Source organism: Arthrobacter sp. 754, from assembly GCF_040548695.1.
Classification (GTDB): domain Bacteria; phylum Actinomycetota; class Actinomycetes; order Actinomycetales; family Micrococcaceae; genus Arthrobacter.
This window is the reverse complement of sequence record NZ_JBEPSC010000005.1, coordinates 403,031-426,811: the sequence shown is the minus strand read 5'-3', so window position 1 is coordinate 426,811 and position 23,781 is coordinate 403,031. Positions and strand designations below refer to the sequence as shown.

Sequence of the window (23,781 nt, the reverse complement as noted above, 5' to 3'; positions counted from 1 at the left end):
CGCGTGCTGAACGGGGCGGCTACATCCAGCCCGGGACCACCATGACCAGCCATGCGATGGCGGGTCCGGCAGCGACCACGATGCCGCTGTACGCAAGGATCTGCTTGTAGAACTTTTCCTTGTCCACGTCTTCGGGTGCATTGGCGAGCACCAGGGCGCCGTTGGTGGAGAACGGTGACACATCCACGATCGTGGAGGCGACGGCGAGGGCGGCGATGACGCCCACCGCGCCGATCTCGCCGGTGGCCAGGAAAGGAACCGCGAGCGGAATGAGGGCCGCGAGGATGGCGGTGGAGGAGGCGAATGCCGAGACGATTCCGCCGATGTAGCAGATCAGCAGGGCTGCCAGCAGCGGCATGCCCAGGTGGGCGACGCCGTCCGAGACAAACTTGATGGTGCCGGCTTTTTCGAGGACACCGACGAAGGTGAGCATGCCGCAGATGAGCAGAACGGTGGACCAGCTGATCTTGTTCACAGCGCCCTTTTGGGCAGCCGGGGAGACCAGGGCCAGGATGATGGCGATGGTGATGGAGACGAAACCGACGTCCACCTTGAAGCCGAGCGAGATGACGGCGAGGGCGATCAGGCCCAGGATCGTGACGAGCTGGGGGATATTGGCCCGCGCTCCGGTGGAAGAGGCGCCTGCTTCGTTCGCAGCGGGTGTACCTGCGCCGCCGGAGGTGCCCTTGGCAGCAACGCCGGCGGGGGAGATGTCGGAGCCGGAACCCTGCAGGGTGACGCCGGCCGCACGTGCGCCGACGCTGGCGGACATCCGCGTTTCAGCCGCACGTTCCACAACGCGCCCTGCCTTCGTGGAGCGGAACCTGTTGCCGCCGAGGACGAGGGACAGGACCACGGCGATGGCCAGGTTGAAAAGGAAGCTGGCCAGGAAGATGGCCATCGGGCTGGCTTCCAGGTCCGTCTTGGCGATGATGCCGTTGACGGTCACGCCATAGACGGCGATGGGGGAGAAGCCGCCGGCCTGGGCTCCGTGGATGACCATCATGCCCATCATGAGCGGATTGATTTTGTGTTTGGCCGCAAAGCTCAGGGCGATGGGGGCGATGATGGCGACGGCGGCGGGAGACAGTGCCCCGACGGCTGTGATAAGCGCGGTGATGGCGAACATGACCCAGGGGATGAGTGCCACCTTATTGCCCACGAGCCGGACAGCGCCGCGGACCAGCAGATCAATGGTGCCGTTGTTCTGGGCGATGGCGAAGAGGTAGGTGACGCCGACGATGGTCAGGAACAGGCCGCCGGGGAAGTTCGAAAGGATGTCGTTGGTGGACATGCCGAGAACCACCGACCCCAGCAGGAACGCTCCTACGAAGGCCAGGGCCCCCATGTTGAGGGGCAGCACCGTGGCAAGCAGAAACATCGCCGCCAGGATGATGATGGACAGGACGGGAGCGGACATCTTTGTGCCTCCGGATCGAAATGGGCTGTGAAGTGGATCACTGGCCTAGCCTCCTAGACACTGGGTGTCTTTGTCAATAGTCCGGTATTGTTAAGGCACAGAGCCCCGAAAGGATGCGCATGCCAAAGCAGACAGCAACGCAACAGATCTCCCGTGTTGCGCGGCCCCGGCTCTATGAGCAGCTCGTTGAGCAGATCATGGACTACATCGAGGCTGCACAGCTGGCTCCCGGGGATACGCTGCCCGCTGAGCGAGAGCTTGCCGAACGGCTTGGCGTTTCGCGCGCCACGCTGGCCCAGGCCCTGGTGGCGCTGGAGGTGCTCGGCGTGATTGATGTCCAGCACGGTACCGGAGCCGTGCTGGTGTACCGTCCCAATGTCCCGTCCGTGATCAAGGGTCTCCGCGAGCACCGCAGCCGCTTGCCCGAGATCGTGGAGGCACGGAGCACCCTCGAGGTGAAGCTTGCCGAGCTCGCGGCCGCCAGGCGCAGCGCCGGCGACATGAAAGCCATTGACGCGGCGCTTGAGGCCATGGCTGACGAGGTCGCGTCGGGAGCCAAGGGCGCGCGCGGTGACGAATTGTTCCACCAGGCCGTGACCGCTGCCGCTCATTCTGCCGTGCTGGCCCAGCTGATGACCTTCATCGCCGGGATGGTCCTGGAAACCCGGCTCGAATCCCTGGGTCAGCCGGGCCGTCCTGAGCAATCCCTGGCGTCCCACCGCAAGATCGCCGACGCCATCAGGGCCCAGGACTCCGAGGCTGCCTCCGCGGCAATGCTGGAGCACATCGAGATGGTCTCCGATGTAGCCCTCCTCAAAAACGGCTGACGCCTTGCCGGGCCGCAGCACTTTGCCGCAGCGGCGGCTTTCGTTACCCCGCGCTTCGGGCCATGACTTCGCATGTCCTACGGCGTCCGTGCGTTTCATGACCGATTGAACAGAGCGCACGCGGGTGGTTGGTTTGGATAACCGGCCTCGAAAGGAACGAACATGACGGAACATTTTGATCTCGCCCCCCAGCGTTTGCGCCACGTCCTAGGCCACTTTGCCTCCGGGCTGACTGTGATCACAGCCGCCACTGACGACGGTCCAGCCGGCTTCACCTGCCAGTCCTTCTCTTCACTGTCCCTCGACCCGGCCCTTGTCACATTCAGTCCCGCCCGCAGTTCAAGGACATGGCCACAGTTGCGCAAGGCGGCCCGCTTCACTGTCAATATCCTGCCCGCCGAGCACCAGCACTTGGCTGCCCGGTTCGCCCGTTCCGGTACCGACAAGTTTGCCGGCGTGGCCCACTCCGCGTCGCCGCTGGGCAACCCGGTGCTGGACAGGGCCCTCGCCTGGGTGGACTGCGAGCTCCAGGATGAATACGACGGCGGCGACCACACCATCGTGGTCGGTGCTGTCCGGGCCCTTGGTGCACGCGACGGCGCGGAGCCCCTGCTCTTCTTCAAGGGCAGCTACATGGGAGGAGCAGATGTCCGGCCCAGCCTGCTGGAGCGTGTCGCATGACGTAGGCAAAGCCGCTTTTACGCAGTACGTGGCTTTGGCAGCGTGATGGTTCGGGTTAGCGCCCTGCTCATCGAGCCATCAGACTGTCCTCATGATGTGGACGCGTGCGAAGGACTGGCTGATCGGTGCCACGGGGATGGTCCTTGTTTTGGGGGTAACATTTGCGATCCTCTGGTGGACGGTGAGCGATCCGGCCGGTGGGGGAGAGCCAGGGGCTGCTGCGCCTTCTCCGTCGACGGGTGCCGGGAGCCCGCCGGGAGCAGAGCCTCCCGCCGGCCTGGGCGGGGATCAGGTGTGGCTCGCTGACCTGGCGCTGGATGCGGGGACGGTGGTGGCCGCGGGCTCGACGCTCCGCGACGTCCGTGCCGTCGGGCAGGACGTGGTCACTGGGCCCGGGGGGCTGGTGGCTGCCCGGCTTGCAGTGGACGCGACCGTCCCGTTCGACGTCGTCGCCGGCGAGCTCGGTAACGGGACGGTGGTCCGCGCCGCCGACGGCGGCCAGGCCACGGTGGTCCGCACCGTTGAGGCTCTGGGCCGCGAACTGAGCGTCATCGCGACAGGCACGGTCGAGGTCCAATCCGGCAGGCTGGTTGTTGAGCCACGCTCGATCGACTTTGGTGGTCCGGACTTCCTCTCCGACGCCACTGCTGCCGTCGTTCGCAGGTTCGTGACGATTGAGCACGACATCAAGGGCCTGCCCGAGGGCCTCGTGCTTCAGGACGTCACCGTCCAAGGCGACGGCTTCCGTGCCAACCTCCGGGGCGAGGACGTCAAGCTCGCGCCAGGTCGGTGATCACTCAGTACTTCCTCAGGTTCGGTGGTTCCTGCCCGTGCCACCTTTCACGGAGCAGGGCCGTGCACGCGCCGAGCAGCCGGTTCAGTTCTGCCGTGCTGTGGGAGAGCGAGCGCAGCACCAGTCCCGTGGTTCCGGCCAGAGTGCGGGTCAGCGAGATGCCGGTGTGTGCCTCGTGGTTCGCCGTGAGGGCGTGAAGTTCGTCCGCCAGCGCCTGGTTCACACGTGCATCCACCACCACCAGCGAGCCCAAATGACTGAACCCCTCCATATACCCCATGCCGGTGACGTCGCCGGCGGGCGGCCGGATCAGCAGGTTATCGAGGGCCAGCAGCCGGCCGCCGTCGTCGGTTTCCACCACGATTTCATTCCGGAGCCGCAGCTCCTCGTACCGGAACGACGCGCCGTCCGGCGACCAGCCAGGAGTGATGACCTCGGCCATGACCAGGCTCGACGACGGCCGCACCGTGACGTAGGTGTTCTGCCGGTAGGTGGCCTCGCGGTAGGCGATCAGCTGGTCCGGCGCCAGCTCCAGCCGCGCCCCTTCCCCAAGCCGCAGGCTCATCCGCTGCTCAGCAAAAGACCCAGGAGTCCGGTAAATCTTCGTCGCAGACTGTGTAGTCAGCAACAAATCAGCCCCGTCCCCCACCTCAACATCAATGAGGAACAAATCAGCCCCAAGATAAGCCCCGCCAGGATTAACGAGCACATAACAAACCTGCCCGGAGTCATCCAGATAATGCGGCCGCAAAACCCGGAGCGCTCCCTCGTGAAATTGCCGGGAAGCTATAGATCTTCCGCGGCGTCGGGTGATGACGAGCTCCAGCACTCCGCGAGGCGGCTCAACCGCTGAGGCGGTGGGGCCGGATATTAGGGGCCGCGGCGTGGTGGCACTCGTGGGGGGCCCACTGCCGCGAGGGCCCCGACTCGAGCTTGCGAGAGTTGGGAGCGGCTGGGGACGGGCACGGCCCCTAATATCCGGTGAAGCCGCCGGAGGAACGGCCGCCGACGTGCTCATGGCGCGAGGTCGAGCATCAGGACATCGCGCCGCATCCATTGGATGACGGCGTCGAGCCCTTCGTCGGTCTTGAGATTCGTGAAGCAGAACGGTTTCGTGCCCCTGAACTCTTTGGAGTCCCGTTCCATGACGGAGAGGTCGGCGCCGACGTGGGGTGCGAGGTCGGTCTTGTTGATGATGAAGAGGTCGGACTTGATCATGCCCTGGCCGGCTTTGCGGGGGATCTTTTCGCCCTGGGCCACGTCGATGATGTAGATGGAGAAATCGACGAGCTCGGGGCTGAAGGTGGCGGAGAGGTTGTCGCCGCCGGACTCCACGAAGATCACCTGCAGGTCGGGGTGCCGGGCTTTGAGTTCCTCGATGGCGGCCGTGTTCATGGAGGTGTCTTCGCGGATGGCGGTGTGCGGGCAGCCGCCGGTTTCGACGCCGATGATCCGGTCCTCGGGGAGGATGCCGTTGGCGGCGAGGATTTTGGCGTCCTCGATGGTGTAGATGTCGTTGGTGATGGCGGCCATGGAGATGTCCTGGCTCATGTGGCGCGTGAGCCGCTCGACGAGCTGGGTTTTGCCGGCGCCTACCGGGCCGCCGATGCCGATCTTGATGGGTTCAGTCATGTTGTCCTCCTGCTAGCTCATGAACATCCGGGCGCGCTGACGCTCGTGCCGCATCTGCGAAATTTCCAGTCCGGGGCTGACGGCCCCGAAGTCGTCCGGCGTCAGGCGCCCGATCCGCCCGACGGCGGCAGCGACGTCGTCGGCCGCTGTCCGCAGCAGCCGCTGCCCGGCGTTCTGCCCCAGCGGGATGGCACGGACCGCATTCTGCGTCAGCGACGTGACAGTGGCGAAAAGGTACGCAGCCAGCGCTTCATTCGGCGGCACGCCCAGGGAACGGGCGACGACGGCGAACGCCAGCGGCTGGTGCCCGGCGGCACGGCCACTGGTCACCAGGTCCCGGTACAGTCCCAGCTGCTCTGACGGAAAAACCTCAGTCCCGATCTCCAGCAGCCGCCCGCCCATCTTCACACTCGCCTCCCGCACCTCCCGAGGCAACAAAGAAGCAGACAAGTGCTCATCCAGCTCCCCAACATCCCACCCCTCATAAAGGAACCGGATCGCCAGCCCATCAGAGTAGGAAAGCTGCGGCCCGATGAACGCCCCGAGCCACACGCCAAAAGACCCCTCATCAAAAATGACCCCGGCGTCGACGTACGTCTCGAATCCAAAGGAGTGAGCAAAAGCCCCGGTAGGTAGCGCTGAGTCACAAAGTTGCTGCAGCGCAAGCTGGTAGCTGGGCACATCGGTGGAGGCGGGTGAAGGGGGCTGCGGTGTGGTGGCACTCGTGGGGGGCCCACTGCCGCGAGGGCCCCGACTCGAGCTTGCGAGAGTTGGGAGCGGCTGGGGACGGGCACGGGCCCTATCTCCCGCCGAAGCCTCAGAGGCAGTCGAACGCGCCGCGTCAGGGGCGAGGTCAGTGGCTGTGTTCAGCATGGCGGAAGGGCACAGGCATGACGCGTTCCTGGCGGGTATAGTGCACTCCAACGTGGCGAAGATAGTCCTCGACGGTGTGGTCGTAGGCGCACACCATGACGTCGGCCTCATACTCAGAGGCAGCGTCGAAGAACTGGGCCTGCAGGTGCCGGTTGCCGAGCGAGTGTGCCACGACGCCCATTTCGTACACGGAACGCGGCGCCACCACGAGGACGTCGGTGGGCAGCACGGACACGACGATCATGTTGGTCCCCTCGACGTGCAGGATGTCGCCGTCGCGGAGGTCGCCGGAGCCGGAGGGGAGGCGGATCCCGATCTCTTTGCCGTGGTCGGTGATGACCCGCTGGATGCGTTTGACCAGCTGGGCGCTGGGCAGCACCACTTTCTCGCGGTGCAGACCGGTGTAGGTGGCCAGGTCCGATGCGGGCAGCTCGTGCAGGTTGCCAAGGACTTTTTCGATGATCACGTCAGGCTCCGGGTGGTCGGGACGGTTAGAAGAGGAAGTAGCGCTGGGCCATGGGCAGGACGTCGGAGGGCTCGCAGGTGACGTCCTCGCCGTCGACCGTCACCTGGTAGGTTTCCGGGTCCACCTGGATGTCCGGGGTGGCGCCGTTGTATTTGAGGTCCGCCTTGGTGAGCGTCCGGATGCCGGAGACGGGCCGGATGACCTTCCCGAGGCCTAGCTCCTGGGGGACACCTGCGTGGATTGCTGCCTGGGACAGGAAGGTGATGGAGGACTGCTGCACCGCCTTGCCGAAAGTTGCGAACATGGGCCGCATGGTGCGCGGCTGCGGGGTGGGGATGGAGGCGTTGGCGTCACCCATCAGTGCATAGGCGATCTGGCCGCCCTTGAGCACCAGCTCGGGTTTGACGCCGAAGAAGGCGGGATCCCAGAGCACCAGATCGGCGAATTTTCCTTCCTCGACGGATCCGATGGAGTCCGCCATGCCCTGCGCGATGGCGGGGTTGATGGTGTATTTCGCCACGTACCGCTTGAGCCGGAAATTGTCACTCTGTGAACCCAAACCGTCGGCAGAACCGTGAGTGCCGCCGTCGGGATCTTCCAGGACGCCGCGCTGTTTCTTCATCTTGTCCGCCACCTGCCAGGTGCGGGTGATCACCTCGCCCACGCGGCCCATGGCCTGGGAGTCGGAGGAGGTGATGGAGAAGATGCCCATGTCCTGCAGGACGTCCTCGGCGGCGATGGTCTCGGCGCGGATTCGGGAATCGGCGAACGCCACGTCTTCCGGGATGTCCGGGTTGAGGTGGTGGCAGACCATCAGCATGTCAAGGTGCTCTTCGATGGTGTTCCGCGTGTACGGCAGGGTGGGGTTCGTCGACGCCGGCAGGACGTTGGGCAGCCCGGCGATCCTGATGATGTCCGGCGCGTGCCCGCCGCCGGCGCCCTCGGTGTGGAACGTGTGGATGACCCGGCCGTCGATGGCACGGATGGTGTCCTCCACGAAGCCGCATTCATTGAGGGTGTCGGTGTGGATGGCAACCTGGACGTCGAACTCGTCGGCCACCTTCAGCGAGGTGTCGATGGAGGATGTGGTGGATCCCCAGTCCTCGTGGACCTTGAGCCCGATTGCGCCGGCGCGGATCTGCTCGGCGAGGGGCTCGACGGCGGAGGCATGGCCCTTGCCCAGCAGGCCGATGTTGATGGGGAGCCCCTCGGCGGCCTGCAGCATGCGCTGGATGTGCCATTTGCCGGGGGTGACGGTGGTGGCTTTGGTGCCTTCCGCCGGGCCGGTCCCGCCGCCCACCATGGTGGTCACACCGCTGGTCAGTGCGGTGGGTACCTGGTCCGGGGATATGAAGTGGATGTGGCTGTCCACACCGCCGGCGGTGAGGATTTTCCGCTCGCCCGCGATGATTTCGGTGCTGGCGCCGATGACGATGTCGACGCCGTCGGTGATCTGCGGATTGCCGGCCTTGCCGATCCTGAAAATGTGGCCGTCCCTGATCGCCACGTCGGCTTTGTAGATGCCCGTGTAGTCGAGGATGACGGCGTTGGTGATGACGGTGTCCGGGACGTCGTCCTCACGCGTTGCTTGGCCGTTCTGGCCCATGCCGTCGCGGATCACCTTCCCGCCGCCGAAGACGACTTCCTCACCGTAGACGGTGAGGTCCTTCTCGATCTCGAGGAACAGTTCGGTGTCCGCCAAACGGATGGCGTCGCCCGTCGTCGGGCCATAGAGGTCGGCATACTGCCTGCGTGGAAGATCGAAGCTCACTTGCCACCTTCCTTGCCTGCATCGAGGGGGCCGTTAACGGCGTTGCTGAGGCCGTAGACTTCCCGGCGGCCGGCCAGCTCAATAAGCCGTACGGTCTTGCTGTCACCTGGCTCGAACCTCGCCGCCGTGCCGGCGGGGATGTCCAGCCTGCGGGCATGGGCAGCCTGGCGGTCGAATGTGAGCGCACTGTTCGCCTCGGCGAAGTGGAAGTGCGAACCCACCTGCACTGGGCGGTCGCCGGTATTGGTGACGACGACGTCGATCGCCTGGCGCCCGGCGTTCAGCGTCACGGGCCCGGGCCTGAGGATGTATTCGCCTGGAATCATGGCCTGCCCTATCGGATCGGATCGTGGACGGTGACCAGCTTGGTGCCGTCGGGGAAGGTGGCCTCTATCTGGACGTCATGGATCATCTCCGGGACGCCTTCCATCACGTCGTCCCGCCTGAGTACGGTGGTGCCGTAACTCATCAGATCCGCCACGGTCCGGCCATCCCGCGCCCCCTCGATGAGTTCGTAGCTGATGATGGCCACGGCCTCGGGAAAGTTCAGCTTAAGCCCGCGCGCCTGACGGCGCCGGGCAAGGTCGGCCGCCACCACAATCATGAGCTTTTCCTGCTCTCGGGGCATCAGATGCACTGGGTTCCCTTCCATCGCGTCGCCGGAGTGTAACCAGAGTAAGCCGCCCACGTTTCCGGGGCATTTCAGGATAACCGCCTCCATACCGCCGGATCTCGCTTACGATATAGGGCGGGCCGTTGTTACCCCCGACTCCTGCCAGGAGACGGACGGCCGAATGTCTTGGTGTGCGCCAATCCCGGTATTGACTTCTTGGTCCGGCAGGCGGCGCAGGCCCTGGATCAAGTAAGGACCACGAATGTGGGCATGATGCGGCGCGGCGATCTCCTAAGCGGGCGGTACAGGATTGAAGAGCTGATCGGCTCGGGTGCTCAATCGACCGTCTACCGTGCCATTGACGAGCTGCTCCAGAGGGACGTGGCGCTGAAACTGTTCCGCCGTAACCGCGCCGACGTCGAGCAGATCCGCCGGCAGGACGCCGAGGTCCGCATCCTGGCGGGGATGAGCCATCCTGCGCTGGTGACGCTGTTCGACGCCGGAGCGGACCTGAGCGATCCCGATGACCCGCACAGCTACCTGGTGATGGAGCTGGTCCGGGGTCCAGACCTGCGCGCGCGGGGCAGTCTTGGATCGATGTCGGCGGCCCACGTCGCGCATATCGGGCATGACCTTGCCGACGGCCTTGCCTACATCCACCATCACGGAATCGTTCATCGGGACGTCAAGCCCGCGAACGTCCTGCTCGTTGATGACGGGAGCGGGGAGAGCAGGCCACGCGCCAAGCTCAGCGACTTCGGCGTCGCGACGCTGCTGGATGAAGGCCTCGACACGTTCAAGAGCGGTTCGTCAGGGACGCCACACTATCTGAGCCCGGAACAGGCCGCGGGTGAGCCATCCGGGAAGCCCGGCGACGTTTACTCGCTGGGGCTGGTGCTCCTGGAAGCCTTGACCGGACGCGTCGCCTATCCGGGTGCTCCCATCCAGTCGGCTCTGGCACGGCTGCTGCGCGATCCGCACATTCCGGAGGAAGTCGCACCCAGATGGGCAAACCTGCTCACCTTTATGCTCGCCCGGGATCCGGCTGCACGCCCTGACGCCAAGGACGTGTCCCTGTCCCTCCGGCAGGAGATCGCAACCGGAGCCGCCAGGCACCGCGACGGCTCCCAGGAAACGGTGGACGCTGAAGAAGCCAGAATGCGGGCCGTGCACCGGTACCGGATCCTCGATACCCTCCCTGACGGGACCTTTGACCGGGTTGTGGCTGTCGCGGCCCGGATGTTCGCTGTCCCGGTGGCCATCGTGAGCATTGTTGACAACGACCGTATCTGGTTCAAGGCCCGGTACGGCACCGATGTTGAACAGATCGGCAGGGATCCGGGGCTGTGCGCCTCGGCGATCCTTCAGGACGATGCCTGGATTGTGGAGAGCGCCGCCACCGATCCGCGCACTCTGGCCAACCCGTTGGTTGCCGGCGAGGCGGGGATGCAGTTTTATGCGGGCGTGCCGTTGCGCACGCCCGACGGGTACAACCTCGGAACCCTGTGCGTGCTGGACACCCGGCCGAGGCATTTCAGCGAGGACGACACCAGTACTCTGGAGAACCTCGCAGCGATCGTGATGAATGACCTTGAACTAAGGCTCCAAACGAGGCGGAGCCTCGCGTAGTCAGCCGGGCCCGGAAATGCCCGGCCTCAGCTGATCCGGCGACGGTACGTGGCGATCGCGAAGGCATAGGCCAGGACGAGGAGGCCTACGAGCCAGGCGAGGGCGGTCCAGATGTCACTGCCTACAGGTTCCTGGGCGAGCAGGGCGCGGAGGGTGTTCACGATGGAGGTCACAGGCTGGTTCTCGGCGAACCATGCAACCGGGGCGGGCATCGTGGCAGTGGGCACGAACGCCGAACTGATGAACGGCAGGAAGATCAGCGGGTAGCTGAATGCGCTCGCACCGTCGACCGTCTTCGCGGACAGTCCGGCGATGACGGCGATCCAGGTCATTGACAGGGTGAAGAGGATCAGGATGCCGGCGACGGCGAGCCAGGCGGCCACCGATGCTCCGGTGCGGAAGCCCATGATCAGTGCAACGCCGATGACGATTCCCACCGAAGCCATGTTGGCGGCCAGCGAGGTGAGCACGTGGCCCCAGAGCACGCTGGACCTGGCGATGGGCATCGACTGGAAGCGTTCGAAGATGCCGCCCTGCATGTCGAGGAACAGCCGGTACGCGGTGTAGGCGACACCGGAGGCGATCGTGATGAGCAGGATGCCGGGGAGCAGGTAATTGACGTACGACTCGTCGGATCCGGTGGTGATTGCGCCGCCGAACACGTAGACGAACAGCAGCATCATGGCGATGGGCGTGACCGCGGTGGTCATGATCGTGTCCGGGCTGCGGAGGATGTGGCGCAGCGAGCGGGCGGTCAGGACACCGGTGTCCCCGAGGACATGGGTGGTCATCGTGGTTCCTTTCGTACCGGGACGGCACCTTGGGTGCAGCCGTCATTGACGAGGGCGAGGAAGACATCCTCGAGGGAGGGCTGCTTCTCGACATATTCGACTTCAGCCGGCGGGAGGAGCTGCTTGAGCTCGGCAAGGGTGCCATCCTGGATAATCGTGCCGTTGTGCAGGATCGCGATGCGGTCGGCGAGCTGTTCGGCCTCCTCAAGCTGCTGAGTGGTGAGCAGCACCGTCGTGCCCTGGCCGGCAAGCTGCCTGACGGTCTGCCACACCTCGAGCCGCGCCTGGGGATCGAGGCCCGTCGTCGGTTCGTCAAGGAAGATGATCGGCGGGTTCCCTATCAGGCTCATCGCGATGTCAAGCCGGCGCCGCATGCCGCCAGAGTAGGTCGACGCCTTGCGGTTCTGCGCTTCGGTGAGCGTGAAGCGGGCGAGCAGGTCGTCGGCGATCGCGCCCGGGTCCTTCAGATGACGTAGTTTGGCGACCAGCACAAGGTTCTCCCGGCCGGTCAGGACCTCGTCGACGGCGGCGAACTGGCCCGTCAGGCTGATCGACTCGCGCACCTCGCCCGGGTTCTGTGCGACGTCGAATCCGTGGACGGTGGCAGTGCCGCCGTCGGCCTTCAGCAGTGTGGACAGGATCCGCACCAGCGTGGTCTTCCCGGCGCCGTTCGAGCCGAGAAGTGCGAAGATGCTCCCTGCCCTCACCTCGAAGTTGACGCCCCGCAGCACGTGCAGGTCCTTGAAGGATTTCTCGATGCCCTGCACCCGGATTGCCGGTTCCAAGGGCTGTTCTGTGGTCATTCCTGGTACTCCGTTCGGTGCCTGTTCAGGCGTCGTCGGCGGCCTGATCGATGGCGTCGGTCAGGCGCTTGCGCTCCTTGTTGATCCACTGGCCGTCCGAGTAGTTCCGGATAAAGGTGTCTGCGAACTCCACCGGGTCGTCCCCGACGATGTCGCGGATGGGGGTGCCGTCCACGGCGGCCCGCTCGATCAGGTCTGCAAGGTCCTCCAGCATCTGCATCAGGACATCGCCCTTGACGATCGACCCGGCGTACATGAAGTAGCGCTCGAGTCCGTCGATCGCCGTTCGGTAGGCCGGGGGAAGCTGTTCCTTGCGGGCCTTGTACCGGCGCCAGCGTTTCTTGTCTTCGAATGAGCCGGTGATCTGCTCGATCCATTTTGCGGCCATAATCATGCTCCTTTGTCCTGCGGACGTTCGATGTGGTTCCGGAGCTGTTCGATCCGATTCTCGAGGAAGCTCCAGGACCGCCAGAATTCTTCGAGGTATTCGCCGCCCAAAGCGTTCAGCGTATAGACCTTCCGCGGCGGCCCCTTCTCGGACGGGATCTTTGCCACGTCCACGAGGCCACGCTGCTCGATCCTGACCAGCAGCGCGTAGACGGTGCCCTCGACGATGTCGGCGAAGCCCTGATCACGCAGGCGCGCCGTGATCTCATAGCCGTACGCCGGCTGCACGGCCAGGATGGCGAGGACGATGCCCTCCAGCGTGCCCTTGAGCATTTCGGTCATCTGCTTGCCCATGGATTGCACCTCCGACTACCTAGCGTTGCTGACTACCACTACATAGTATCGCTGAATAGCGGGATTGCAAGGGCTTCCCAAGGGCCCGGCGCATGGGAACGCAGCGCCCTTGGCTGGGACCTACGGGCGCTTCGTACCGTCAGTTCCTGGCTTGCCGGCGAGCCACTCCTGTACCATCCTGAGGACCTCGTCCGGATCCGCGCTGGCCACAGTGTTGTGCCCGCTGCCGGGAGTCTGCCCATAGGTTATCCGCGCGCGGAAGCCGTGAGGGTGACCAGGCTCGTGCCATCTGCTGATGATCATCGTCTCCACTGCCGGGACCCCGGGGTCATCGGCTTCTTCAGCGGAGTCCGGCCTCTGCCCGGCTCAAAGACCTTCGAAGAGATCGGTAAGCAGCGCAGTTCCGGCAGGCCGGCCCGGCCACGCCATGACTGACGATTCCCGGGATACGATCCTGGCCCAACGGCGCTCATCCACGCCCGGGTCGATCAGGACATCCCGCTGCGACCGGTGCTCCAGCAGGCCTGCAACGATCCGGGACGCCACCGCGCTCGTGTCCACCTCGATGTCGATCCGCTCATCGGGAACGGGGCGCAGGTGGTATTCGCGGGTCGGGTCCCAGGGTGTCAGTCCCAGGCGCTGCCGGCTGATGTTCCAGCGGTCAAAGGTGGAGGCGCGCATGGCACCGTGCACCAGTCGCCGGAAGCCCGGGCCAGGTGTCTTCCGGGCCCGGGCAAAGGCCTCGTCCGTGGCCCTGCCCACTGCGATATGGTCCCGGTGACCGGTAATTCCGTCGGGTCCGAATGTGGCCACCACCTGCGGGCGTTCCTGAAGCAGGATCTCCAGGATCCTGCCCACCAGTTCCTCGAAGTCGACTTCCGGGACCCTCCCGTCGGCGTAGTCCAGCCATTCGTGCCGGTCGGGGATTCTGCCGTGGGCTTGCCACGCGTTGGCGCTCTCCTGGCGCCGCCAGGCACCCAACTCTGCGGGCGTCGTCGGGACACCCTTGCTGATTTGTCCGGCTCCGCCGTCGGTTGCAAGCACCAGGCAGAACCTGAACCCAGGGTCGTTCTCGTGCAGGGCGATTGAGCCCGCGCACCCGTAGGCATCATCATCGGGGTGGGCAACCACTACGGCCAGGGAATGGGGCTCATTCACAAAACAGACGCTAAACCCTCAGGCAGCAGAATCTCAATGCCACGGTTTGGCACCCTGTTGCTTGGACGTCAGGTGGAGTAGGTTGCTCGGATGGAGCAGACTTATCAGGTCATCGTGGTCGGGGCCGGGTTTGCCGGCCTGACAGTTGCCAGGAAGCTTGGCCGCAAGGGCATCAATGTGTTGCTGATCGACGCCAACAACTATCACCAGTTCCAGCCCCTCCTTTACCAGGTGGCGACGTCGCAGATCGGGGTGTCGGCCATTGCCAGGCCGATCCGTTCTGTTTTCCGACGCATCAGATCGGTCAGGGTGCTCACTGCGGAAGTGGCAACGGTGGACGCAGCCAACCGCACGGTCACTACCGTTGCGGGCGACACGTTCCAGGCTCAGGTCCTCGTCATTGCGGCCGGCGCCGTGCCCAACTATTTCAATACCCCGGGCGCTGAAGAGATCGCCTTCCCGTTGTACTCAGTTACCGATGCCACCAGGCTCGGAGGCAGGCTGACACAGCTTCTGGACGAAGCGGACCGGGAATCCGGTGGTTCCGTGGACGTGGTGGTCATCGGCGGCGGCCCGACAGGCGTGGAGACGGCCGGTGCCATGGCGGAAAACGTGAAGTACGTGGTCTCCAAGTACTTTTCGCCGGAGCTCGCCGCCCGTTGCCGTGTACATCTGGTGGACATGATCCCGACCGTAATGAATGCGTTTTCGGCCAAGTCGCAGGACTACACCAGGCGACGCCTCGAGAAGATCGGCGTCCAGCTGCACCTGGGGGTCGGCGTCACGGAGGTCCGGGCCGACGGCGTGACGCTGGCCGACGGGGCGTTTATTCCAGGCCGGGTGGTGGTTTGGGCGGGCGGCTTGAAGGCCGGCAAGATCATCACGGACTCCGGCATCCCGCAGGGCAAAGGCGGGCGGGTCGACGTGCACCCGGACCTGACTGCACCGGATTTCGACGGTGTGTACGTCCTGGGCGACGCGGCCAACATCACCGATTCGACGGGGGCCAAACTGCCGCAGCTGGGCTCAGTGGCACAGCAGGCCGGGAAGTGGGCGGCGAAAAACATCCTTGCCGATCTCACCGGCGGCACACGACAGCCATTCAAGTACTTGGACAAGGGGTACATGGGGATGATCGGCCGGGGCGCTGCGGTGGCCGAGATCGGGCGCAAGCGCGTCCAGCTGCAGGGGCCGCTGGCGTTCGTGGCGTGGCTGCTGGTGCACCTCGCCTTGCTGTCCGGCTTCCAGCAGAAGGTCCGCGCACTGTTTTCCTGGCTCAACGGCTACATCACCCACAGCCCCGCCCAGGTGGTGGTGGGCCGGCCGGAGTGAAGGCCTCACGCGGATCGATTACCGGCGCAGCTGCCGGTCAGCTGCCCCGGTACGTTGAGTAGGCGAACGGGCTGAGCAGCAATGGCACGTGGTAGTGCTCGGCGCCCGTCACCGAGAAGACCAGGTCCACTTCCGGGAAGAATGTGGGGGTCCCGAGGCTTTCGTAGTAGGGGCCGGTGCCGAAGTTGAGGCGGTAGGTTCCCGGCTCCAGCCGCTCGGGACCGAGATCTTTCGCCCGCCCATCGGAGTCTGTGGTGCCGCTGCCCACGGGAGTCCACGTCCCGCCCTCGCGCCGGTGGAGTCCGACGGCGACGCCCGCGGCAGGGCGCCCGGAGCCGGTGTCCAGAATGTGTGTGGTGACCTGTGAGGTGCTCATGGGCTGATGGCTCCTTGAAGGCGCAGCAGCGCGATTTCCCGCAACTGCTGGGCGATGATGGGTTCTTCCTGCTCCGGGGTATGCGCCAGCCTTTCCCGGAGGACGGTGAGGATTTCTTCGCCAGTGCGCCCCGCGGCGCGGATCAGGAACACCCGGCCGAACTTGTCCTCATAAGCGCGGTTCCCCTCAGCCAGGGCCGCTGCCAGGGTTGCGTCCGCCGGGCCCAGCCCAGCCTGCTCGGAACGGGACATGGCTGCCTCGGCGGTGCGCGCCGTCGGGCTCTCCCCGATACGCGGGTGGTGGGCCAGGGCGGCCTCAACCTCCTCCGCTGTGAACGGATCGGCGGCGTGCCTGGCGAAGTCCAGCAGGTGCTCCTCGGAGGCGAACGGGCGGGCTCCGGCGATCTCATCCACCCAGCGCCGGACATCGACGCACGGGCGCAGGGTGGCCTCGGCCTGCGCCGCGGATGCAGCGTTGAAGGCCGCCAGTTTTACGTTTCGGCGAAGCAGTTTCCCGGTGGGGGTACGGCCGTCCGCTACGCTCCCGCGGAGGTAGGTGCGCCGGACCACGCCGGTGAGGGCCTTGCCGTCATACGGGGTGATGGGGTTCTTGTGCTGGAGCTTGGCCACGTCCACCACGAACGCCTCGTCCGGGGCGAACACGGCGAAGTCCGCGTCGAAACCGGGGGCGAGCCGGCCCTTGTTGGACACGCGGGCGAGGGCTGCGGGCTTTTCCGCCATCCAAGCGACCACCTGTTCCAGCGGAATGCCACGCTGCCGCGCTTCCGTCCAGATCAGGGACAGGCCAAGCTGGAGTGAGGACACCCCGCCCCAGGCCACGGCAAAGTCACCGTTTTCCAGGTCCTTGAGGTCCAGCGTGCTGGGGGAGTGGTCCGAGACGATGCAGTCGATGGTGCCGTCCTGCAGGCCCTGCCAGAGCAGTTCGCGGTTTGCGGCTTCGCGGATGGGCGGGCAGCACTTGAAGGCGGTGGCGCCGTCCGGGATTTCCTCGGCCGTCAGGGTCAGGTAGTGCGGGCACGTCTCAACGGTGAGCTTCACGCCGTCGCGCTTTGCCGCGGCAATCATGGGCAGCGCGTCCGACGACGAGAGGTGCACGATGTGCGCACGCGCGCCGGTGCGACGGGCCCGCTCTATGACCTCGGCGATGGCGGTGTTCTCGGCACCGCGGGGGCGGGAGGCCAGGAACGTGGCGTAGCTGACGCCGCCGGGGTGGGGTGCGCTCTCTATCTCGTGCGGATCCTCCGCGTGGACCAGCATCAGGGAGTCGAGGGACCCGAGTTCGGCCATGTCCTCTTCCAGTTCCTCCGCGCCCAGGTCCGGAAACTCGTCGACGCCTGAATGCAGCAGGAAGCATTTGAAACCGAACACGCCCTCGTCATGCAGCGGGCGGAGGTCCTTCGTGTTCCCCGGGACCGCGCCGCCCCAGAAGCCCACGTCCACAAACACCTGGTCCTCGGCCACCTCGCGTTTGAGCTTGAGGCCTTCCACGGTGGTGGTGGGCGGAATGGAATTCAGCGGCATGTCGATGATGGTGGTCACGCCGCCGGCGGCAGCTGCCCGGGTGGCGGAAGCGAACCCTTCCCACTCGGTGCGGCCGGGCTCATTGACGTGGACGTGGGTGTCCACCAGGCCCGGGATCAGGATCTCGTCACCGGTGAGTTCAACTACGTCGGTGCCGATGAGGCCGGCGCCGAGCGGCTCGATCGCGGCGATCTTCCCGCCGCGCACGCCCACTTCCCGGGGCGAGATGACGGCGCCGGTGAGGATCCGCCGGCCCCGGATGACCAGATCGAACGTTTCTGCAGGCATTTCAGGACTGCCGGGTGAGGCGGATCTGGCGGTTGACGTCCTTGTACAGGAGGTACCGGAACGGGCCGGGGCCGCCGGCGTAGCAGGCCTGCGGGCAGAAGGCGCGGAGCCACATGAAATCGCCGGCCTCCACTTCCACCCAGTCATCGTTCAGGCGGTAGACAGCCTTGCCTTCGAGGGCGAACAGGCCATGTTCCATCACGTGGGTTTCGGCGAACGGGATGGTGCCGCCGGGCTGGAACGTGACGATGTTGACGTGCATGTCGTGGGCGAGGTCGTCCGGGTCCACGAACCGGGTGGTGGCCCAGGCGCCGTTGGTGCCGGGCATGGGACGCGGCTCCACGTCCTGGTCGCGGGTCACGAAGGACTTCGCGGTGAAGCCTTCCAGCGGTTCGTAGGCTTTGCGGATCCATTGGAAGGAGGCTGCTTCCCCGTCGCCAGGCGCGGGATTCCGGACCTTCCAGTCGGCGCCTGCGGCGAGGTAGGCGTAGGCGCCGGCCTGGAGCCGGTGGATTTCGCCGTCGAGCGTCAGGGTCAGTTCGCCTTTGGTCAGGAAGATGACACCTTCGACGCCGGCCTCGGCCTCGGGCTTCTCGCTGCCGCCGCCGGGGGCCACTTCCACGATGAGCTGGCTGAAGGTGGTGGCGAAGCCGGCGATGGGCCGGGCGATGATCCAGGACCGGGTCTTCTCCCAGCCCGGCAGGTTGGAGGTGACGATGTCGCGCAGCACGCCCTTGGGGATGACCGTGTAAGCCTCCTTGACCACGGCGCGGTCGGTCAGGAGCTGGGTCTGCGGCGGCAGGCCGCCCTCGGGGGAAAAGTACGTGCTCATGGCTGTGCTCCTTGGGCGGTGGCAGAGTGTGAGGGCTCTGGGGAACGGGCGAGCCGGGGGTGCGCCAGGCCCGTCAGCTGCGGGATCCCGACGCCGGCCAGCGCCGCGACCTCCTCGGCACCGACGGCGCCGCACTGGACTCCGCGCAGGACGAAGGCTGCCAGCGCACGGGCGGTGGCTGGCTCGTCCATCACGTCGCCTTCGGTCCGTCCGACATAGTTGTGCAACCGCGCGGCGGCGGCGGGAAGCCCCTGGCGGTAGAACGCGTAGGTGGCGGCGAACCTACTGGGCAGCTGGGCCGGGTGCAGGTCCCAGCCCTGACAGTAGCCCCGCTCCAGGGATCGCCGGACCAGCCGGCCATGCAGTTGCCAGGCGCTCTCCACGTTGCCGCCCACGGGCATGATGTTGGTGGAGCCGTCCGAAAGCCGGATGCCCGTCCCGGCCACGGCCAGTTGCATGACCTCCTTGGCGAAGTCGGCCACGGGGTGCTCCATGGACTGGTACTCCGCAGAGATCTGCAGGGACGCGGAGTAGTCATAGGTCCCGTAATGCAGGCCGCTGATCCGGCCGGGGACCGCATGGGGCAGGTGGGCCACGGGGGAGGTTCCGTCGGGGCCCAGGATCAGCTGCGGCGTTTCCACCTGGACCTCGAACCGCAACCGCCCCGCCGGCAGCCCGTGGACCTCCTCCAGCCTGGACACCGCGTAGGCCATGGCCTGCACCTGCGCCACGGTGGTGACCTTGGGCAGGGTCAGGATCAGTCCGGCCGGGAGGCCGCCGGCCGAGACCAGCCCGGAGACGAAAAGGTCCAGGGTGCGCAGGCCGCGGGCCCGGGTGGCGGCCTCAAAGCATTTGAACCTGATCCCGATGAACGGGGGAGCGGAGCCGGCAGCGACGGCGGCGGCCACGGCCGCTGCCGCCCCGACAGCGGCGGCGTCCTCGGCGTCGTCGCCCCTGTCCCCGTACCCGTCCTCGAAGTCGAGGCGGAGGTCCTCGACCGGTTCGGTCTCCAGCTTCGCCTGCACCCGCGAGGCCACAACCTCGGCAAGTTGGGCGTCCTGGCCCAGCAGACTCCCCAGCCGTTCCAGCCCGCCGTGGGCTGCCGCGGCGGTCAGCGCCTGGGAACCCCAGTCGGCAGCGAGCGACGCCGTGAACCGGTCGGCGGGGACGTAGACGGTGTGCACGGGCTGGCGTGAGCCGTCATCGCCCGGGTAGTTCCGGTCCAGCAACCGGTCCGTGGCAGCCAGCTGTGCGTCGATGTGGGCGGTGTCCGCAGCTGTGAGGGAAGGCGTGGGGGTGGCTGCCATTCCTCAGTCCAGCAGTTCGTAGGCGGGGGTGGTGAGGAAGTCGGTGTAGTCCTCGGACAGGCAGATCTCCTTGATGAGGTGGCTGGCCGGTTCGTAGTAGCCCATGAATGCCTCCTCGCCGACTTCGCTGCGGAGCCGTTCGGTTTCCTCGGCCAGGATCCCTTCCACGAGTTCCCGGGTGACGGTGTGTCCGGTGTCGGCGAGGGCTGATTTGTTGCGGATTTGCTGCCAGACCTGGGAGCGGGAGATCTCTGCGGTCGCGGCGTCTTCCATGAGGTTGTGGATGGCCACGGCGCCGTTGCCGGAGAGCCAGACAGCGGTGTACGCGATGGCGACGTAGAGGTTCAGGCGGAGCCCGGCTTCGGTGACCTGCCCGCCGGCGGACGCGATGTCCAGCAACTGGTCCGCGGTGACGGAGACTTCGGGGCGCTGCTTGTCCAGCTGGTTGGGGCGGCCGCCCTTTTTGGGGTCGCCCAGGACGGAGTCGAAGACTTCCTGGCAGGTGGGGACGAGGTCGGGGTGGGCCACCCAGGAGCCGTCGAAGCCGTCATTGGCTTCCCGGGTCTTGTCCGCGCGGACCTTGGCGAAGGCGGCCTCGGTGACCTCGGGCTGTTTCCGGTTGGGGATCACTGCGGCCATGCCGCCCATCGCGAACGCGCCGCGCCTATGGCAGGTTTTGACCAGCAGTTCGGTGTAGGCGCGCATGAAGGGGGCGGTCATCACCACCGAGGCGCGGTCCGGGAGGACAAACTGTTCGCCGGCATCGCGGAAGTACTTGATGATGCTGAACAGGTAGTCCCAGCGGCCGGCGTTCAGGCCCGAGGCGTGGTCCCGGAGCTCGTAGAGGATTTCGTCCATTTCGAACGCGGCGGGGATGGTCTCGATCAGCACGGTGGCGCGGATGGTGCCCTGCGGGATGCCGAGGTAGTCCTGGGCGAAGACGAAGACCTCGTTCCAGAGCCGGGCCTCAAGGTGGCTTTCCATCTTGGGCAGGTAGTAGTAGGGGCCCTGGCCGTTGAGGATGAGCTGTTTGGCCACGTGGAAGAAGTGCAGGCCGAAGTCCACCAGCGCACCCACGGCACGGTCGCCGTCGACCATCACGTGCTTCTCCGGGAAGTGCCAGCCGCGCGGGCGGGCCACCACCACGGCGAGCGGCGCGTCGGTGCGGAGGGTGTATTCCTTGCCCTCGGCCGAGGTGTGGCTCAGGGTGCCGTTGGCGGCGTCGCGGAGGTTCAGGATGGAGTCGATGACGTTTCCCCAGGTGGGTGTGGAGGCGTCCTCGAGGTCGGCAAGCCAGATTTTGGCTCCGGAGTTCAGGGCGTTGATGGCCATCTTGGCGGGGGAGGCGGGGCCGGTCATTTCGACCCGGCGGTCCTGCAGTGCCGCCGGTGCCTCTGCGACTGTCCAGTCGCCGTCGCGCACGTCCTGTGTTTCCGGGAGGAAGTCCAGTTTACCGGTGTCCGCGACCCGCTGGCGCTTGATGGCACGGGCGGCGAGGAGTTCGTTGCGGGTGCCGGCGAAGCGGGTGTGGAGTTCTTCGATGAACCCCAGCGCCTCCGGGGTGAGGATCTCCTCCGCGCGGTCGATCGGCCGGGGGTCTGTGACAGTGATGGCCATTGCTGGTCCTTTCGTTGGCTGCGAAGACGCTGGGCCTAATCTAACTCAGCAGAAGCCGGCGATTCCTGACCAGGCGGCGGGCGCCGGGGTGGCGTCGTCGCGCTGGACGGTGGCCTCGATCAGGCCGTAGGGGCGGTCTGCCGCGAAGAAGACCTCGTTGGGGTTGTCGAGGCCAAACGGCGCGAGGTCCACCAGGAAGTGGTGTTTGTTGGGCATGGAGAACCTGATCTCCTCGATCCCGCTCTGCGCTTCCAGGACCTTGGTGCCCATTTCGAACAGTGTCTGCTGCAGGGCGTGGGAGTACTTTTCCGTGAAGCCTTCGAGCAGGAGGGCCTTGACGTCGTCGTAGCTTTTGTTGAAGTCCAGCGTGCTGAAATCAGTCCCGGTCCGGTAGCGCCAGCGGGCGGAGACGTCGGTGGCGAGGATGCGGTCCGTGGTTTCCGGGAGGGTGGTGTATTTGTCCCGGACGTAGCCCACAAAGCCGGACTGGGTGGTTTTCAACACCGTCAGGTCCTTCAGTCCCGAGATCAGGTGGCTGGCGGCGCCGTCGCGGACCAGGACGGCGGTCCGGATTTCCTGGCCGTTGCGGACAAAGGAGTGATCGTGTCCGCTGCCGTGCGCCTGGATCCGGTCCCAGCTGTAGGACTCCGCTTCCCAGCGGCCCCCCGTGACCCAGTCGAAACCGGACGTGAAGTGCTCGCCCAGGCGCAGGAGGAAAGCTTCGGGGGAGCCGATGCCCTCGCGTGCGAAGGCGTAGATGGTGTTTTTCTGGGTGTCCGTGGCCACCACGTGGGCATTGTCGCCCTCAAGGTGGGCCGCCGCGAAATCGCCCCGCAGCTGCGAGGTGACGTTCAGGTCCTCGATCTCGTGGCGCTCGGTGTCCCGGGTGATCTTCACAACCCGGACCTCGGCCTTCCCGTACTGGTTCTCGCCGAGGATGATCTTGCTGCTCATGGTCTGTTTCCCAACTTCCGGTAGGTGGAGCATACGTTCCAGCACTGACATTAAGCGCGCGTTACCAGTGCGTTTCCGGTGTCAGGACCCAGGACGCCCCGGCCACTCCTTGCCCGCCCACGGATCGTAATCGGCAATGAGATCCTCCTGCGTCGGACGCTCTGCCTCGGGGACGTGCTGCAGGTTCACCCGCACCCGGTACCAGAGCGAGCTCGATCCGCGCATGCCATCGACCATCACGTCGGCGGGGTGCAGGGCCGAGACAACATCCGCGTGGCCGGACTTCCACTCCTCGAGAGCCGCGAGCGCCTCCGGTTTGGTCTTAGTCCGGGCCACCTCGATCAGCGGCATCACCGACTGCCGGCGGCCCGAGCCGTCACTGCTCCGGGGCGGTTTCTCGGCGGGACCGAGCTCGGCTGCCAGGGCCAGGAGCCCGTCCAGTGAGCCGACGGCGTCGTCGATCCCTTCGTGGGGATCGCCGATATCCGCGAACCGCCCCGGCACGGTAAGGACCGTGAACTGTTCCGGCCGCGCGGAACGGACTTCCTCCCAGGTCAGCGGCGTCGAGACGCGGGCATCGGGAAGCGGGCGGACGGAGTAGGCCGAGGCCACTGTGCGGTCCTTGGCGTTCTGGTTGAAGTCCACGAACACACTCTCGCCGCGCTCCTCCTTCCACCACCGGGCGGTGGCAAGGCCAGGTGCCCGGTTCTCAACCTCACGGGCGAGCGTCTCCGCGGCGAGCCGCACGTCGCGGTAGGACCACTGCGGCGCGATGCGCACTAGGATGTGGAGGCCGCGCGAGCCGCTGGTCTTGGGCCACCCCACCAGCCCGACGTCGGCGAGCACCTCCTGCGCCACATAGGCAACGTCCACGACCTGGGACCAGTCCACCCCCGGCATCGGATCCAGGTCAACGCGGAGTTCGTCCGGGTGCTCCAGGTCCTCGGCGCGGACAGGATGCGGGTTGAGGTCCAGGCAGCCGAGGTTCACCACCCACGCCAACCCCGCGGCGTCCCGGATGACGGCCTCTTCGGCTGAGGTGCCGGATGCGTAGTGCAGCGTGGTGGTGTCGATGAAGTCGGGGTGGTTTTCGGGCACGCGTTTCTGGAAGAACGGCTCGGCGTCGATGCCTTTGGGGAACCGCTTGAGCACCATGGGCCGGCCACCGGCGCCGCGCAGCGCACCATCGGCGACGGCGAGGTAGTAGTGCACCAGGTCAAGCTTCGTCACCCCGGGCTTGGGGAACACCATCTTGTCCGGACTCGAGATGCGGACCTCCTTTCCGTCAATGCTGAGGGTCTCGGCCGGAGTCTTCGACGGGTTCATGCCGTCACGC

At 66.0% G+C, this 23,781-nt stretch carries 25 protein-coding genes and 1 pseudogene; 5 read left to right on the top strand and 21 right to left on the bottom strand.

Annotated features, from left to right (window positions below):
* Window positions 1-19: 19 nt before the first annotated feature.
* The gene (locus ABIA70_RS16645) at window positions 20-1,420 is read right to left on the bottom strand and encodes an SLC13 family permease (protein WP_354148672.1); all 1,401 of its coding nucleotides are present in this window, start codon (window positions 1,418-1,420) and stop codon (window positions 20-22) included.
* A gap of 119 nt (window positions 1,421-1,539) precedes the next feature.
* Here ABIA70_RS16645 and ABIA70_RS16640 point away from each other — a divergent pair, with 119 nt between their 5' ends.
* The 3 genes from ABIA70_RS16640 (at window position 1,540) to ABIA70_RS16630 (ending at window position 3,721) form a co-directional block, all read left to right on the top strand.
* Window positions 1,540-2,247, top strand: coding sequence for a FadR/GntR family transcriptional regulator (locus ABIA70_RS16640; RefSeq protein ID WP_354148671.1), 708 nt, complete (start codon window positions 1,540-1,542; stop codon window positions 2,245-2,247).
* A 162-nt stretch (window positions 2,248-2,409) separates the two neighbouring features.
* Window positions 2,410-2,928, top strand: coding sequence for a flavin reductase family protein (locus ABIA70_RS16635; RefSeq protein ID WP_354148670.1), 519 nt, complete (start codon window positions 2,410-2,412; stop codon window positions 2,926-2,928).
* A 91-nt stretch (window positions 2,929-3,019) separates the two neighbouring features.
* On the top strand, window positions 3,020-3,721 hold the full coding sequence (locus tag ABIA70_RS16630; protein WP_354148669.1) for an LmeA family phospholipid-binding protein: 702 nt from the start codon (window positions 3,020-3,022) through the stop codon (window positions 3,719-3,721).
* A gap of 4 nt (window positions 3,722-3,725) precedes the next feature.
* Here the strand turns inward: ABIA70_RS16630 and ABIA70_RS16625 are convergent, their stop codons facing one another.
* The 7 genes from ABIA70_RS16625 to ABIA70_RS16595 form a co-directional block, all read right to left on the bottom strand.
* Window positions 3,726-4,550 (bottom strand): urease accessory protein UreD, encoded by an 825-nt coding sequence (locus ABIA70_RS16625; RefSeq protein WP_502917221.1) that lies wholly within the window; start codon window positions 4,548-4,550, stop codon window positions 3,726-3,728.
* 185 nt (window positions 4,551-4,735) lie between these two features.
* Window positions 4,736-5,353, bottom strand: coding sequence for an urease accessory protein UreG (gene ureG / locus ABIA70_RS16620; RefSeq protein ID WP_354148668.1), 618 nt, complete (start codon window positions 5,351-5,353; stop codon window positions 4,736-4,738).
* A 12-nt stretch (window positions 5,354-5,365) separates the two neighbouring features.
* Window positions 5,366-6,034: an urease accessory protein UreF gene (locus ABIA70_RS16615; protein ID WP_354148667.1), complete on the bottom strand. Its 669-nt coding sequence runs from the start codon at window positions 6,032-6,034 to the stop codon at window positions 5,366-5,368.
* A 172-nt stretch (window positions 6,035-6,206) separates the two neighbouring features.
* Window positions 6,207-6,692, bottom strand: coding sequence for an urease accessory protein UreE (gene ureE, locus ABIA70_RS16610; RefSeq protein WP_354148666.1), 486 nt, complete (start codon window positions 6,690-6,692; stop codon window positions 6,207-6,209).
* 25 nt (window positions 6,693-6,717) lie between these two features.
* Entirely contained in the window at window positions 6,718-8,463 is a 1,746-nt protein-coding gene (gene ureC / locus ABIA70_RS16605) for an urease subunit alpha (RefSeq protein ID WP_354148665.1), read from the bottom strand.
* Window positions 8,460-8,789 (bottom strand): urease subunit beta, encoded by a 330-nt coding sequence (locus tag ABIA70_RS16600; RefSeq protein WP_354148664.1) that lies wholly within the window; start codon window positions 8,787-8,789, stop codon window positions 8,460-8,462. The genes ureC and ABIA70_RS16600 overlap by 4 nt, the downstream gene beginning before the upstream one ends.
* Before the next feature lie 8 nt (window positions 8,790-8,797).
* Window positions 8,798-9,100, bottom strand: coding sequence for an urease subunit gamma (locus tag ABIA70_RS16595; RefSeq protein ID WP_354148663.1), 303 nt, complete (start codon window positions 9,098-9,100; stop codon window positions 8,798-8,800).
* A 246-nt stretch (window positions 9,101-9,346) separates the two neighbouring features.
* Between ABIA70_RS16595 and ABIA70_RS16590 the strand changes: the two genes are divergently transcribed.
* A complete protein-coding gene (locus ABIA70_RS16590) occupies window positions 9,347-10,705 on the top strand; it encodes a protein kinase domain-containing protein (protein WP_354148709.1) in 1,359 nt (452 codons plus the stop codon).
* 26 nt (window positions 10,706-10,731) lie between these two features.
* Here ABIA70_RS16590 and ABIA70_RS16585 read toward each other — a convergent pair whose 3' ends face one another.
* From ABIA70_RS16585 to ABIA70_RS16565, 5 genes are all read right to left on the bottom strand, one after another.
* The gene (locus tag ABIA70_RS16585; RefSeq protein ID WP_354148662.1) at window positions 10,732-11,496 is read right to left on the bottom strand and encodes an ABC transporter permease; all 765 of its coding nucleotides are present in this window, start codon (window positions 11,494-11,496) and stop codon (window positions 10,732-10,734) included.
* Entirely contained in the window at window positions 11,493-12,299 is an 807-nt protein-coding gene (locus ABIA70_RS16580; RefSeq protein WP_354148661.1) for an ABC transporter ATP-binding protein, read from the bottom strand. Before ABIA70_RS16580 ends, ABIA70_RS16585 begins: the two co-directional genes overlap by 4 nt.
* Before the next feature lie 25 nt (window positions 12,300-12,324).
* A complete protein-coding gene (locus ABIA70_RS16575; RefSeq protein WP_354148660.1) occupies window positions 12,325-12,687 on the bottom strand; it encodes a DUF1048 domain-containing protein in 363 nt (120 codons plus the stop codon).
* Between the two features lie 2 nt (window positions 12,688-12,689).
* A complete protein-coding gene (locus tag ABIA70_RS16570; RefSeq protein ID WP_354148659.1) occupies window positions 12,690-13,040 on the bottom strand; it encodes a PadR family transcriptional regulator in 351 nt (116 codons plus the stop codon).
* Between the two features lie 366 nt (window positions 13,041-13,406).
* Window positions 13,407-14,198 carry a PIG-L deacetylase family protein gene (locus ABIA70_RS16565; RefSeq protein ID WP_354148658.1) on the bottom strand — a complete coding sequence of 264 codons (792 nt, stop codon included), beginning with the start codon at window positions 14,196-14,198 and terminating at the stop codon, window positions 13,407-13,409.
* Between the two features lie 90 nt (window positions 14,199-14,288).
* Here ABIA70_RS16565 and ABIA70_RS16560 point away from each other — a divergent pair, with 90 nt between their 5' ends.
* A complete protein-coding gene (locus ABIA70_RS16560) occupies window positions 14,289-15,530 on the top strand; it encodes an NAD(P)/FAD-dependent oxidoreductase (RefSeq protein WP_354148657.1) in 1,242 nt (413 codons plus the stop codon).
* Window positions 15,531-15,567: 37 nt separating this feature from the next.
* Here the strand turns inward: ABIA70_RS16560 and uraH are convergent, their stop codons facing one another.
* From uraH to ligD, 8 genes and pseudogenes are all read right to left on the bottom strand, one after another.
* Window positions 15,568-15,906 (bottom strand): hydroxyisourate hydrolase, encoded by a 339-nt coding sequence (uraH, locus tag ABIA70_RS16555; RefSeq protein ID WP_354148656.1) that lies wholly within the window; start codon window positions 15,904-15,906, stop codon window positions 15,568-15,570.
* Window positions 15,903-16,415, bottom strand: a complete 513-nt coding sequence (gene uraD, locus ABIA70_RS16550) for a 2-oxo-4-hydroxy-4-carboxy-5-ureidoimidazoline decarboxylase (protein ID WP_354148708.1) — start codon at window positions 16,413-16,415, stop codon at window positions 15,903-15,905. The genes uraH and uraD overlap by 4 nt, the downstream gene beginning before the upstream one ends.
* Window positions 16,404-17,735 (bottom strand): annotated as a pseudogene (allB, locus tag ABIA70_RS16545) (allantoinase AllB); the annotation flags it as partial. The gene uraD and the pseudogene allB, both read right to left, overlap by 12 nt.
* Window position 17,736: 1 nt before the next feature.
* On the bottom strand, window positions 17,737-18,567 hold the full coding sequence (locus ABIA70_RS16540; RefSeq protein ID WP_354148655.1) for a bifunctional allantoicase/(S)-ureidoglycine aminohydrolase: 831 nt from the start codon (window positions 18,565-18,567) through the stop codon (window positions 17,737-17,739).
* Entirely contained in the window at window positions 18,564-19,874 is a 1,311-nt protein-coding gene (locus ABIA70_RS16535; RefSeq protein WP_354148654.1) for a DUF6986 family protein, read from the bottom strand. Before ABIA70_RS16535 ends, ABIA70_RS16540 begins: the two co-directional genes overlap by 4 nt.
* Window positions 19,875-19,877: 3 nt before the next feature.
* Window positions 19,878-21,491, bottom strand: a complete 1,614-nt coding sequence (gene aceB, locus ABIA70_RS16530) for a malate synthase A (RefSeq protein WP_354148653.1) — start codon at window positions 21,489-21,491, stop codon at window positions 19,878-19,880.
* Window positions 21,492-21,536: 45 nt separating this feature from the next.
* Complete coding sequence (gene pucL / locus ABIA70_RS16525; RefSeq protein WP_354148652.1) at window positions 21,537-22,445, bottom strand: factor-independent urate hydroxylase; 909 nt, start codon at window positions 22,443-22,445, stop codon at window positions 21,537-21,539.
* Between the two features lie 81 nt (window positions 22,446-22,526).
* The gene (gene ligD, locus ABIA70_RS16520) at window positions 22,527-23,771 is read right to left on the bottom strand and encodes a non-homologous end-joining DNA ligase (RefSeq protein WP_354148651.1); all 1,245 of its coding nucleotides are present in this window, start codon (window positions 23,769-23,771) and stop codon (window positions 22,527-22,529) included.
* Window positions 23,772-23,781: the final 10 nt, after the last annotated feature.